Here is a 12,749-nt window from a genome sequence, read left to right as displayed (position 1 = left end):
AATTATGAAAAAAATATTTTTAACAGCTCTATCACTTGTAGTATTAGTGTCTTGTAAAACAGATGACCAATATGAAGATTACAATAGAGACCCAAAAAACCCGACTCAAGTGGCTGCTGAGTTTACTTATAACGCAGCTGTAAAAAGTTTGTTTGACCAAATGACTAGCACAAATGTTAACACTAACATCTTTAGACTTTTAGGTCAACACTGGACAGAAACCACCTATACTGATGAGGCTAACTATGATTTTACAACGAGAAATATTCCTCAAAATCATTGGTCTGAAATGTATAGAGATGTATTACTAGATTTAAAAACTACTAAAGAAATCGTTGCTGATGATGCTGAATTGACAGACGCTGAAAAAACAGCAAGAACTGCTCAAGCTGAAATCTTAATGATATACACTTGGCAACAACTTGTGGACACATTTGGAGACATCCCTTATACTGATGCTTTAAGCGATGTGACATTACCAACATATGATGATGACACGGTGATTTATGAAAACTTAATTGAAAGAATTAACGCTGTTATTCCTGATATTTCTGGTTCTGGTTTTTCTGATGCTGATAAAATTTATGGTGGAGATGCTGCTGCTTGGAGTAAGTTCGCTAACTCTTTAAAGTTAAGGCTTGGTATTCGTTTAACCGATGTTAACCCAGGATTAGCTCAGTCAACAATTACTTCTGCTGTAAGCGCTGGTGTATTTACTTCAAATGCTGATAATGCACTATTACAGTATGAAACCGCTACACCTAACACTAACCCTCTTTGGGTTGATTTAGTTCAATCAGGACGTTCTGACTTTATTGCTGCTAACACTTTAGTAGATATTATGAATGACTTAAGCGATCCTAGAAGAGAAGTTTACTTTGATCAAAACTTAGGAGCAGGTGTTTATGTTGGTGGTCCTTATGGAGAGAACAATAGTTTCCCTAATTACACTCATGTAGGAGCTGCAATGCACGAACCTACTACTCCAGGAGTTTTATTAGATTATGCTGAAGTTTCTTTTTACTTAGCTGAAGCTGCTGAGCGCTCAATTGTAGGAACTCCTGCAGACGCTGAGATGTACTACAACCAAGCTATTACTGCTTCTTTTGATTATTGGGGAGCGGACATCACTGGTTATTTAGCCAATCCTGATGTTGCTTATACAACTGCTGCTGGAGACTGGAGACAAAAAATTGGTACCCAAATGTGGTTAGCAATGTATAACAGAGGCTTTGAAGCTTGGACAGCATGGAGAAAATATGATGCTCCTGCATTAAATATTGCTGCAATTTCTGAGTTACCTGTACCTACTAGATACACTTATCCTGTAAACGAACAAAACCTTAACCAAGTTAATTACGAAGCGGCTTCTGCTGCTATAGGTGGTGATGATCAAACCACTAAAGTATTTTGGGATACAATGTAATTGTAAACCATTATATTAAACAACTAAAAAGCCCGAAAAGTTTAGATTTTTCGGGCTTTTTCATTACAACAACCACCTCCTTAATTTAACATATTTTAACGTTTTTAGCACGCTTTTTTAAGATTTAATCATTTTTCAACCCTTATTTTTGTGAAAATTTTTAAAAAAAGAAAAATGCTATTGAAAAAACACTACTCAATTTTATTGATATGTCTTCTATTATCCATCATTACCAAAGCTCAAAATACAGTTGGTACTATATTAAATACTGAAGACTCATTTGGTGGATATACACTTTTTACAGCTCAAACTGAAACTTATTTAATAAACAACTGTGGAGAAGTTGTAAACCAATGGACTAGTCAGTACCCTCCTGGTAACTCTGTATATCTATTAGAAGACGGTTCTTTATTAAGAGCTTGTAATGTAGGTAATACGCATATACAATTTGGTGGTACTGGTGGTAGAATTGAAAAATTTGATTGGGATGGAAATTTAACTTGGGAATTTGATTATTCTAATACCACTATGTTACAGCATCATGATATTTTCCCAATGGATAATGGAAATATACTGGTTCTAGCCGCTACTGAAATGACTAGCGAAGAAGCTATTGAAGCTGGTAGAGACCCAAGTAAATTAGATAACGGAAGATTATTAAACGAGCAAGTTATTGAAATTGAACCATCCGGAACAAACTCAGCTACTATTGTATGGGAATGGAATATTAAAGACCACCTTGTTCAAGATTTTGATAGCACAAAAGACAATTACGGAGTAATTTCTGAAAACCCAAATAAACTTGACATTAACTATCTTGGAGGTTTAAGCGGTAACGAAAACTGGTTACACATAAACTCTATTCAGTATAATAAGAATTTAGACCAAATTGTATTATCGTCTAGACATATGAATGAAATTTACATCATAGATCACTCAACAACTACAGCTCAAGCAGCCTCTAGTACAGGAGGAGTTTATGGAAAAGGTGGTGATTTTCTTTACCGATGGGGAAACCCACAGGCTTACGACCATGGTACTGAAAGCGATAGAAAACTTTTTGGTCAGCATTACCCACATTGGATTCCTGAGGGATTACCATATGCTGGAAAATTAATATTATTCAATAATGGATTTGGTAGAGCTCCTAGTTTTTCTGAAGTATTTATAATTACTCCACCAACTACTAGTCCTGGTGTTTATTCATATTCTCAAAATGTAGCATTCGGTCCTACTTCTACTGATTACACATATACTGACCCTAATAATGAAACGGAATTCTTTTCAAGAATTTTATCTGGAGCTCAAATGCTTCCTAACGGAAACATTTTAATTTGCGATGGAGATTCAGGATACTTTTTTGAAATAGATTCTAACGAAAATACTGTTTGGGAATACATAAACCCTTCAAGCTCTAATGGAATTTTATCGCAAGGAGATAATCCTAATGAAAACCCCAATATAGTATTTAGAGCCACCAGATACTCTCCAAGTTATTCTGCCTTTACAGGAAGAGATTTAACACCTGGAGACCCTATAGAATTGAACCCTAATTTATCAGGATGTGAAGCTCTTAGTTTATCTGAAGTTGAGCAAAACTCTGTTAGCGTATACCCTAACCCAACAACAAACAGAATCAATATTAAAACCCAAGGGACTATTGACAGGATTGAAGTATATGACGTCATGGGTATGAGAGTAGCTCAAAACAAAAACACCAATGGTATTGATTTGAACAACTTAAAGTCTGGAGTATACTTTTTAAATATTACAGATAATGGTAAGCTAACTACAAAAAAAGTCATAAAGCAATAATTCTTTAAATACCATTAACTCTTTTACTTTTAAAGGTTGGTTTTTTATACCTTTGACCCAATGGAAAAAGAGACCACAATTTTCGGCATAAGAGCTATTATAGAAGCTATTAAATCTGGTGAGAATATTGATAAAATATTTCTTCAAAAAGGTTTAAAAGGAGATTTATTTACAGAATTGGAGCAAGTTATAAGACAAGAGCGATTGAACGCGTCTTATGTTCCTGTTGAGAAATTAAACCGATTAAGCAAAAAGAACCATCAAGGTGCTGTAGCTCAAATAGCTCCAATTTCATTTTATGATATTGAAGACTTGGTACTAAATGTTATAGAATCTGGTAAAACGCCACTATTCTTATTGTTAGACCAACTTAGCGATGTTAGAAATTTTGGCGCCATTATTAGAACTGCTGAATGTACTGGTGTTTCAGGAATTATTATCCAGAAAAAAGGCGGAGCTCCTGTAAATGGAGACACTGTAAAAACAAGTGCTGGAGCTATTTTTAAAATCCCAATTTGTAAAGTAGATCATATAAAAGATGCTGTTTTTCATATGCAAGCATCAGGAATTAAAGTTATTGCAGCCACAGAAAAAACTGATAATACGATTTATGATGTTTCGTTTAACGAACCTTGTGCTATCATCATGGGATCAGAAGGTAAAGGCATCAACCCTTCGGTGTTGAAAGTAGCTGATGAAAAAGCAAAACTTCCTATTCTTGGAGAAATTGAATCTTTAAACGTTTCAGTAGCTTGTGGTGCTTTTTTATATGAAGCCGTTAGGCAACGTCTTTAATCGTCACCTTTTTCTTTCTTCCTAAAGTCATACACAACCTTTATTGACCTTTGCTCTGAATCTACATTGGTTTCAGATTCAATCTCAGATTCTATATGTTCAATAAAATTACCATTTTCATCAAAATGTCTTAAAAAAGGATCATCCTCTTCGTTATACTCTGGTTGCTGCCAAACATACTTTTCTGGTTTAGCAATAGCTTTTCTAAAAATTAAAGCAAATACAAAGCCAGTAATTAATCCTGCTAAGTGACCTTCCCAAGAAATGCCCTTTTCAACAGGAAATACATACCATATCATACTTCCATATAAAAATATGATTAGTAGTGATAATGCTACAAGCCTAAAATGTCTTGCAAAAACGCCTTTAAAAAATATAAAACTTACAAGCACATAAATTAAACCACTGGCTCCAATATGGTTTGCAGGTCTACCAATACACCAGGTGATTAATCCTGACAGTAAAATACCGTACAAAATCACTTTCCAAGAAATTTTTCGGTAGAAATAAAACAAAGCCATTGAAAGCACAAACAACGGAATGGAATTATTGTACAAGTGCTCAATATCTGAATGAATAAAGGGACTTAGTACAATTCCTTTTAGTCCTTTTAATGTTAATGGATATACACCTAAGCTTTTTATACCAGGAAAAAAGCGCACTTGCATCCAAAACACAAGCCATAGCAACATAACAAAAAAGACAGGATATGCTATCACTCCTGTAGAATACTTAAACTGTTGCTGATTGCTCATAGACTAAATTTAAAATTTTATATTCAAAATATTGACCATTTATAGGTTTTATGAAATATTGTCACCTACAATTTTGTAATTTTACTTTATGAATGAACCTTTAGCAGAACGTCTACGACCAAAACACTTAAAAGACTACCTTAGTCAAACGCATTTAGTTGGAAAAAACGGAGCACTTTCACTGCAAATAAAGCAAGGTATAATCCCTTCCATGATATTTTGGGGACCTCCAGGAATAGGAAAAACTACACTTGCTAACATTATTGCTAATGAATCTGACAGACCGTTTTACACGCTAAGTGCTATAAATTCTGGTGTTAAAGACATTAGAGAGGTTATTGATAAAGCAAAACAAAGTGGTGGTTTATTTACTACTAAAAACCCTATTTTGTTTATTGATGAGATTCATAGGTTTAGTAAATCGCAGCAAGATTCATTATTACAAGCGGTTGAAAAAGGTTGGGTTACGCTTGTAGGAGCAACTACTGAAAACCCAAGCTTTGAAGTAATACCTGCTCTCTTATCTCGCTGCCAAGTGTATGTGTTAAACTCGTTTAGTAAAGACGATTTAGAAGCTCTTTTAAATCGTGCAATTACTGAAGATGAACAACTCTTAAAACGCAATATAGAGCTTAAAGAAACTGAAGCTTTAATACACCTTTCTGGTGGTGACGCTCGAAAACTACTTAATATTTTTGAACTGATTGTAAATGCCTTTGATGCAGATAAAAAGCTAATTATCACTAATGATTTAGTGCAACAAAAAGTACAAAACAATACTGCCAGATATGACAAAACTGGTGAGCAACATTACGACATTATTTCGGCTTTTATAAAATCTATTAGAGGTAGCGACCCAAATGCAGCTGTGTACTGGTTAGCACGTATGATTGAAGGTGGTGAAGATGTAAAATTTATTGCACGACGATTACTTATTCTTGCTAGTGAAGATATTGGAAACGCAAACCCAACTGCTTTAGTAATCGCCAACAATACATTTCAAGCGGTTTCAGTAATTGGAAATCCGGAATCTAGAATTATCTTAAGCCAATGCGCTACTTATTTAGCCTCTTCTCCTAAAAGTAATGCTGCATATCAAGCTATCAACGATGCGCAACAATTGGTCAAACAAACTGGAGACCTATCAGTACCACTATCTATAAGAAATGCACCTACCAAACTTATGAAAGAGTTAGGTTATGGAGATAATTATCAATATGCACATAACTACGAAAACAACTTTGCAGCACATGAGTTTTTACCTGATGAAATAAAAAACACTACCTTATATCAACCAGGTAATAATAGTAGGGAAAATGCGCAACGTGAATTTTTAAAATCGCGTTGGAAAGACAAATACGATTATTAAAACTTAATATTTAATGTTTTAATTGAAACTGTTTTTCCATCATTGCTTGAATAATACCAAAACCCATCTTCTTTATACACAATTGCATTTTGATCTTTTACAATAAATACATTTTGCTTTTTGGTTTCTAAAAGTACCATAACAACACTAGGTTTCATATCTACAACCTGAAACCCATTAGCTATTGGTTGTGCATATAGTGCATCAACTTCTGTAAGTTCTGAAATTGTAGGTTCAGTGTTAGTAACCGCTTCAACCTCTGGTTGTGCTTCAACTTTTGGTTCTTTTGTTGCGCTTTCTTTGGCTTCTTTTAAATCATCAATCTCTTTTTGCAAACGTGCAATTTCAGCTTTTGACTGCTGTACTTCCTCAACAGCAACAACATCAGCAGCTTGTGTTTGGGTTGAAATTGATGTGATTTTAGTGTTAGGCTCATACTTATAATCAAGATATTGATATGTTTCAAAAGCATCTCTTAACGCTAAATTATAAGCCTTTGCATATTCCTTTTCTCTGGTTTCTCCAACTTTAGACTCATATACAATTCTTCCATTGCAGTCTTTTAAGTCTATCTTAATCTTAGTCTTAAAAAGTCCTTTTTCATTTGATACATCAGCATACATTGCCAAACATCTGTTAGACTGTAAATCATCAGGAAATTGGTCTTCGTTAAAAAATGCGGTGTAACCGTATTTATTAAACAAAAACTTGGTAAGCGAGTTCAATTGGTATTGATCTTTTTCTTTTAGGAAATTATATTCAGATGGAATAACTACATACTTATAGCTATTAATAGATTCTTGCGAAAAAAGTTGTGATGGCAAACATGCTATTGCCAATAACAATAATATAGACTTATAAAATTTCATTCTTACGTAATGGTTTTCAATATTTATATACAATAGTTAAAGATAGTTTTTTAATTGTAATAAGGTATCAACTTCTTTAATGTTTGCTTCAGGTTCTAGTTTGTGGATGTTATATAAAATGGCTTCTAACCCAACATCTAAAGCACCAAGAATATCGGCTTCATAGTTATCTCCTATCATAATACTTTCATTTGGTTTTGCCTTAGCTTGATCCAAAGCAAAATTGAAAATTAATGGGTTTGGTTTTTTTACACCTACCATTTCAGAGTTTGTAACAGTTTCAAAATAATGAAGAATATTAGATGCTTTCATCTTTTTTTCTTGAGCTTCTTGAAATCCGTTAGTGATAATATGTAATTTATACCTTGGTTTCAAATAGTTTAAAATATCTAAAGTATCATGAAACAAGTGGTTAAAAGAAGTTAAGTATTCAATATAATCCACCGATAGTTTATTGATAACCTCATCTTCAATAGTATGTTCAATACTATCAAAACTATCCTTTAGCCTTTTATACCTTAGGTTTTCCTTATCTATTCGCTCTTCACGGTAAAGCTTCCAATAGCTTAAATTAATAGGCTCATACACTTTTAAAAAACGGTCAATTTCAACCTCAACATTGTGTATTTTAAAAATTTTTTCAAAAGTCAATGCTGAGTTTTTATCAAAGTCCCAAAGTGTATGGTCTAGGTCAAAAAATACATGTCGAATACTATTACTATTCATCATCTACTGAATCTAAAATTACACCAAATAAATCTCTAAATCCTTTCCAGCGTACATCATCGCCAAAGGTATAATTATGAAATACAGGTGTAAAAGTTCCATTTACTTGCTTTACCTGTTGTATTAAACGTTCTAGTTCTTGTTTTTTATCTAAAAAAGAATGCCTTTTTAGCAACGCATAATCTATACAATGAAATGCATTGATTTGCAAAGGTGTTTGCACTTCGTAGTCTAAATCGTAAAACTGAAAAGGTGTACAAGTTCCTGCTCTAAAACCCAGTTCGTTAATATAACCCATTGTGAAATCCTGTTTTACCTCAAGCTCAATAAGGTTTCTGTAAGATTCTGGTAAGTTCAATTTAGAAAACGAATGTCTTGAAGCCTCTAAACCATAATTGACAATAGACTCCATTTTTTTCTTTTCCTTTTTCAACACTTCAATATCTTCCAATGCAAAATAAGAGGCTTTGAGTCCTACTTTGCAATAATCAGAAACCGATTTTATCAACGACACAAACTGCTTTCTATTAACATTAATATTCTTGTCATAGGTTGAATAATCGCCTATCAAGAAAAAGACAACAAACTTAAACTTGGTTTGTTTTTGCTTAGTGATGATCCATTTAAACGTATCATAAGGGTCTCTTTGAAATCCAAAAAGCACTAAATAGCGTTGGTAAAACTGCCTGAATTTAAACCTAAACAAATCGCCTAAAGTTCCGCCAATGGTTCGTAGCAATCCTTTTTGCCTAAAGTAGTATGCCATTGGAACATCAATAACTGGCTGAATGGAATACGACTTCTTTGGAAATTCAAAATCTGGAAATTGAGCTTGCAACACACTTTTAAATTTATATGCCCAAATATCAATTACAGGTTGGTGTAAAAATCCGTTTTTAAAGGCTAAACTTTCTTTTGCTAAAAAGCGTCCGTACTCATCTTTTACATGCGGCAAATATTCTTCATAGCGACTTAACAGGTAAAAAGTAGCTGCAAAAATATCATAAGGCAAACTACTTTTTTCTGAAGTACCAAAAAATGCTTTAGTAGTATCCCAATCGTGCACGTGTATTTCTACATCGTTGAGTCCTTGTTCAAATAACAGCTCATGACTTCTTATAAAAATCTCATTGCTCAACGGTTGTTTAGCATACGAAATCTTTAAGCTTTCATGAGCTATAAACTCTTCAATAGTTGTGGTAAAACTTACTGGAACACCTAAAATTCTTGTGCATATATGCTTAAAAGCATAGCTTAACCTTGGTGTTATTTTATGGGTGAAAACTAATAGCACTTATAAGATATTTTCATCTGCAAAGCTAAAGTATGCTTTTTCGGTAATAATTAAGTGGTCTAGCACTTTTATATCCAAACTCTCTCCTGCATATTTCAGTTTTTGGGTAAGTTGCTTATCGGCTTCACTAGGTTTTAATGTTCCTGATGGATGATTGTGCGCTAAAATAAGTCCTGTAGCACCAAGCTCCAGCGCATTTTTCATCACCAAACGTACATCTACTAGAGTTCCAGTAATGCCACCTTTACTTAATTGTTGCTTCTGAATCACTTTATTAGAATTGTTTAAATACACAATCCAAAATTCCTCATGAGGCAACTCACCAATAACAGGTTGCATCAATTCAAATACCGAAATACTTGAGGTAATTTTCTTTCTTTCCAGTGCTTCTTCTCCTCTACGTCGTCGTCCCAATTCCATAGCTGCTGCAATAGTAATGGCTTTAGCTTCACCAATACCTTTAAAATCCATCAATTGTTTGAGTGATAGTTTTCCAAGTTCGTTTAAGTTATTGCCAACGCTTGCCAAAATACGTTTAGACAACTCTACAGCACTTTCTTCTTTATTTCCTGAACCTATCAATATAGCTACCAATTCAGCATCGCTTAACGTTGCTTTACCTTTATCGCGAAGCTTTTCTCTAGGTTGGTCGTCTTGACTCCAATGCTTTATAGAAAATGAAGTGGGTTTCTCCTGCATAGCATAAAGATAAATATTGTAACTTTCAGAAGCAATTTTTTATCCATTCAACCCTTCAAAAAATTTATTATGAAATCATTGTTTTCAGAAGACGCAGTTACAGAAATAAAATCTCGTTTAGAACAATTATCACCATCTCACAAGCCACAATGGGGAAAAATGAATGCCTCACAAATGTTAACACACTGCCAGTTTCCATTACAAGTTGCTGTAGGCGAGTTAAAACTTGAAAGACCAAATGCCTTTAAACGTGCGTTGTTTTCAATGTTTAAATCCTCATTATACAACGATAAACCTTGGAAACAAGGATTACCAACAGCTAAAGAATTTGTAGTTACGACTAATACTGAATTTGCTCCTGAAAAATCAAAGTTACTCGCTGAAATTGATAAGTTTCATGCCAAAAAAACGCAAACCCAATGGCCTGAACACCCTATGTTTGGTAAGTTTAATTCAGAACAATGGGGACAAATGCAGTATAAGCATCTTGACCATCATTTAAAACAATTTGGTGTGTAATGTCCTATCCTCCAAAAATACATCAGGATGACAGTAAAGCACATATGATTGCTGTGATGCAGCAGTATCCTTTGGCAACGCTTATTTCGGTAAAAAACAATGAACCTTTGATAACGCATTTACCATTGATTTACAAAAACGAAACCCTTGTTGGTCATTTGGATATGTTTAATCCGCAAGCCGAACTACTTAAGAATAACCAAGCTGTAACGGTTATTTTTTCTGGACCAGAATGTTACATTTCGCCAAGTATTTACAGTACCGAACAACTCCCAACATGGAATTATGTAAAAGTACACCTTAAAGGAACGGTTGCCGAAATTGATAATCCTGAAGCCATAAAGCAAAGCATGATTGATATGACCGAATTTCTTGAACCTGATAATGCGTATGTACTAGAACCTGACAACCCTAAAATGGATGCATACCTGCCTTATGTAAAGGGTTTTAAAATTACAATTACCGCTTGGGGAGGCAAGTTTAAACTCTCCCAAAACCGAAATAAAAAAGATTTTGAATTGGCTAAAGATGAACTAATTAAACAAAATCAGAATAGCATTAAAGCGTTTTTGGATTCAATTTTTTAGTTTGAATTAAATAATAGAAATTCGTTAAAATTGGATGCAATTTACTTAAAGAACAATATTTACTGAGCATTAAAAAAAATAGACTGCAAAATTGAAAATAAAACATTTTATTATAATCTTAATAACCTTCTCTTCCTGCAAGGATGATATTCATAACGAAAAATACCGAAATGAAAACTTCGTCTTCTATCAAGAAAATGGAAAAAAAGGGGAATGGCTAAAAATTGATCCTCAATTAAAAATAAAATTACCAAAATCACACTCAACCTACTTTTTTCCTAATGGAAACAGATACGCAGAATTAGAAGTCATTGACAGTTTTCCCAACAGAATATTAAAATTCTTCAACAAAAAAGATAAATTAATGAGAACATGTAAATATCGTTCTGATTCTATCGAAAGTGAATTTTATGAAAATGGATATTACACTCAATATCATTCTAATGTAGGATTAATTCAATCTGAAGGATTAATAGAGAATAATATGTCACAAGGAAAATGGAAATTTTATAGAAAAGATGGATCTCTCAAACAAATTGTACATTATGTCAATGATACTTTAATGGGAATGAGAAAAGATTATTGGAAGAATGGAAACCTTGAAAGTTCAGTAAACATTACAAATGGAATTCATAATGGAAAAGCTCTACATTATTATGAAAATGGAAATTTGAAAGAGCTGAACACTCTTAAAAACGGAGAATTTCATGGTCCAATGATTAAATATTATCAAAATGGTAATGTGGAATCAGCTCGAACTTATTGGAAAGGGAAACTTATAGACACTTGTAAAAGTTATTATGAAAGTGGTCAATTAAAACTTTTACAGTTTTTTGATTTAGATACTGTTACTATGTCTAAAAGCGGCATAGAAATTAACTATTATCCTAATGGAAATCTAAATGCTAAAGCTTCTTTTAATGGTAATAAATCAAATATTACAATTTATCACGAAAATGGAACTATTCAAGAAGTTTCCGAAAAGATTAATGGTAAACATCATGGTAATGTAACGGTTTATCATGAAAACGGATATAAAAAACTTGAAGGAATTGCAAAAAGTGGATATTATAATGGAAGTTTTAAATTCTATAACAAATATGGAAGACTAATAAAAACAGTAAATTATGATTTAGGTCAGCCTATTGACTCCATTATTCACTAAAAAATGTATATTTTCAACCTAAACAATTTATTTACTTCTAATTTTCCTCTCGGAAAACCTTTAACCTCATAAAACCTAAAAATCTTTGTTATTCTGTCCCAAAGCTTCGAGAGATTCAAAACCCAAAAAAACAGAGTAGATTCCGCATCGCAGTACGGAATGACAAACTAGCCAATCAATCCTTTAATGGCATCAAAATCCAATCCGCCATAATTCCCAGAACTCATTAACAACAAGGCCTTGTCTTTAAAATCTTGAGAGAATAAGTAGTTTTTAAAATCGTCAGGATTGGTATAAATAATTAAATCATCACGCTCAAACGCTTTGGCAATTTGCTCGTGCGTTACTGCATCTAGCTTTTTTATTTCCACTGCATGCGGACTATAAAATACCACTGCAACATCAGCAGCATCTAAAGCACCTTTGTATTCTTTTAAAAATTCAGCATTTAAACTAGAATAGGTATGCAGTTCTAAACACGCAACTAGCGTTCTATTTTTATACTGCTCTTTAACCGCTTTTGTAGTGGCTTCTACCTTACTTGGCGAGTGCGCAAAATCTTTGTAAGCAACACTGGTTGCGCTTTCAGCTATTTTCTCCAAACGCTTGCTGGCTCCTTTAAAGGTTGCAATAGCTTCGTAAAAATCGTCTTCGTCAATTCCCATGTGTTGGCAAATCCATTTAGCTCCTGCAAGATTGTTTAAATTATGCTTTCCAAATACTTCAATAG

At 33.4% G+C, this 12,749-nt stretch carries 13 protein-coding genes; 7 read left to right on the top strand and 6 right to left on the bottom strand.

Translation table 11 applies throughout. The features are described 5' to 3' along the window. Window positions 1-4: 4 nt before the first annotated feature. The 3 genes from ACQ0RB_RS10545 (at window position 5) to rlmB (ending at window position 4,036) form a co-directional block, all read left to right on the top strand. Entirely contained in the window at window positions 5-1,426 is a 1,422-nt protein-coding gene (locus ACQ0RB_RS10545; protein ID WP_430498351.1) for a SusD/RagB family nutrient-binding outer membrane lipoprotein, read from the top strand. A gap of 174 nt (window positions 1,427-1,600) precedes the next feature. Beyond that, window positions 1,601-3,241, top strand: a complete 1,641-nt coding sequence (locus tag ACQ0RB_RS10540; protein ID WP_430498349.1) for an aryl-sulfate sulfotransferase — start codon at window positions 1,601-1,603, stop codon at window positions 3,239-3,241. A gap of 60 nt (window positions 3,242-3,301) precedes the next feature. Further along, window positions 3,302-4,036, top strand: a complete 735-nt coding sequence (gene rlmB / locus ACQ0RB_RS10535; protein ID WP_335976942.1) for a 23S rRNA (guanosine(2251)-2'-O)-methyltransferase RlmB — start codon at window positions 3,302-3,304, stop codon at window positions 4,034-4,036. On the opposite strand, the gene ACQ0RB_RS10530 is transcribed toward rlmB, so the two are convergent. Next, on the bottom strand, window positions 4,033-4,791 hold the full coding sequence (locus tag ACQ0RB_RS10530) for a rhomboid family intramembrane serine protease (protein ID WP_335976944.1): 759 nt from the start codon (window positions 4,789-4,791) through the stop codon (window positions 4,033-4,035). The genes rlmB and ACQ0RB_RS10530 overlap by 4 nt on opposite strands. Before the next feature lie 88 nt (window positions 4,792-4,879). Here ACQ0RB_RS10530 and ACQ0RB_RS10525 point away from each other — a divergent pair, with 88 nt between their 5' ends. Continuing rightward, window positions 4,880-6,160, top strand: a complete 1,281-nt coding sequence (locus ACQ0RB_RS10525) for a replication-associated recombination protein A (RefSeq protein WP_129761451.1) — start codon at window positions 4,880-4,882, stop codon at window positions 6,158-6,160. On the opposite strand, the gene ACQ0RB_RS10520 is transcribed toward ACQ0RB_RS10525, so the two are convergent. Genes ACQ0RB_RS10520 through radC form a run of 4 tightly spaced genes read right to left on the bottom strand, consistent with a single transcriptional unit; the run spans window position 6,157 to window position 9,748 of the window. Next, the gene (locus ACQ0RB_RS10520; RefSeq protein WP_430498346.1) at window positions 6,157-7,029 is read right to left on the bottom strand and encodes a hypothetical protein; all 873 of its coding nucleotides are present in this window, start codon (window positions 7,027-7,029) and stop codon (window positions 6,157-6,159) included. The two genes, ACQ0RB_RS10525 and ACQ0RB_RS10520, sit on opposite strands and share 4 nt — an antisense overlap. Window positions 7,030-7,065: 36 nt before the next feature. Beyond that, complete coding sequence (locus ACQ0RB_RS10515) at window positions 7,066-7,758, bottom strand: YjjG family noncanonical pyrimidine nucleotidase (protein ID WP_430498345.1); 693 nt, start codon at window positions 7,756-7,758, stop codon at window positions 7,066-7,068. Beyond that, the gene (locus ACQ0RB_RS10510) at window positions 7,748-9,049 is read right to left on the bottom strand and encodes a polysaccharide deacetylase family protein (RefSeq protein ID WP_430498343.1); all 1,302 of its coding nucleotides are present in this window, start codon (window positions 9,047-9,049) and stop codon (window positions 7,748-7,750) included. Before ACQ0RB_RS10510 ends, ACQ0RB_RS10515 begins: the two co-directional genes overlap by 11 nt. Continuing rightward, a complete protein-coding gene (radC, locus tag ACQ0RB_RS10505) occupies window positions 9,050-9,748 on the bottom strand; it encodes a RadC family protein (protein ID WP_129761455.1) in 699 nt (232 codons plus the stop codon). It lies immediately after the preceding gene. 69 nt (window positions 9,749-9,817) lie between these two features. Here radC and ACQ0RB_RS10500 point away from each other — a divergent pair, with 69 nt between their 5' ends. The 3 genes from ACQ0RB_RS10500 to ACQ0RB_RS10490 all read left to right on the top strand — a co-directional run bounded on the left by ACQ0RB_RS10500 (window position 9,818) and on the right by ACQ0RB_RS10490 (window position 12,019). Then, a complete protein-coding gene (locus ACQ0RB_RS10500; RefSeq protein WP_430498341.1) occupies window positions 9,818-10,267 on the top strand; it encodes a DUF1569 domain-containing protein in 450 nt (149 codons plus the stop codon). Continuing rightward, window positions 10,267-10,854 (top strand): FMN-binding negative transcriptional regulator, encoded by a 588-nt coding sequence (locus ACQ0RB_RS10495; protein ID WP_430498339.1) that lies wholly within the window; start codon window positions 10,267-10,269, stop codon window positions 10,852-10,854. The genes ACQ0RB_RS10500 and ACQ0RB_RS10495 overlap by 1 nt, the downstream gene beginning before the upstream one ends. Window positions 10,855-10,945: 91 nt before the next feature. Continuing rightward, window positions 10,946-12,019, top strand: coding sequence for a hypothetical protein (locus ACQ0RB_RS10490; protein WP_430498337.1), 1,074 nt, complete (start codon window positions 10,946-10,948; stop codon window positions 12,017-12,019). A 167-nt stretch (window positions 12,020-12,186) separates the two neighbouring features. Here the strand turns inward: ACQ0RB_RS10490 and ACQ0RB_RS10485 are convergent. Then, window positions 12,187-12,749: glutamate ligase domain-containing protein (locus ACQ0RB_RS10485; RefSeq protein WP_430498335.1), on the bottom strand; the 563-nt coding region annotated here is incomplete at its 5' end.

The sequence above is a fragment of the Gaetbulibacter sp. PBL-D1 genome (genome assembly GCF_050509525.1).
In the GTDB taxonomy this organism is placed as follows: domain Bacteria; phylum Bacteroidota; class Bacteroidia; order Flavobacteriales; family Flavobacteriaceae; genus Gaetbulibacter_B; species Gaetbulibacter_B jejuensis.
The sequence above is the reverse complement of the archived record's forward strand: the minus strand, read 5'-3'. Positions and strand labels throughout refer to the sequence as shown.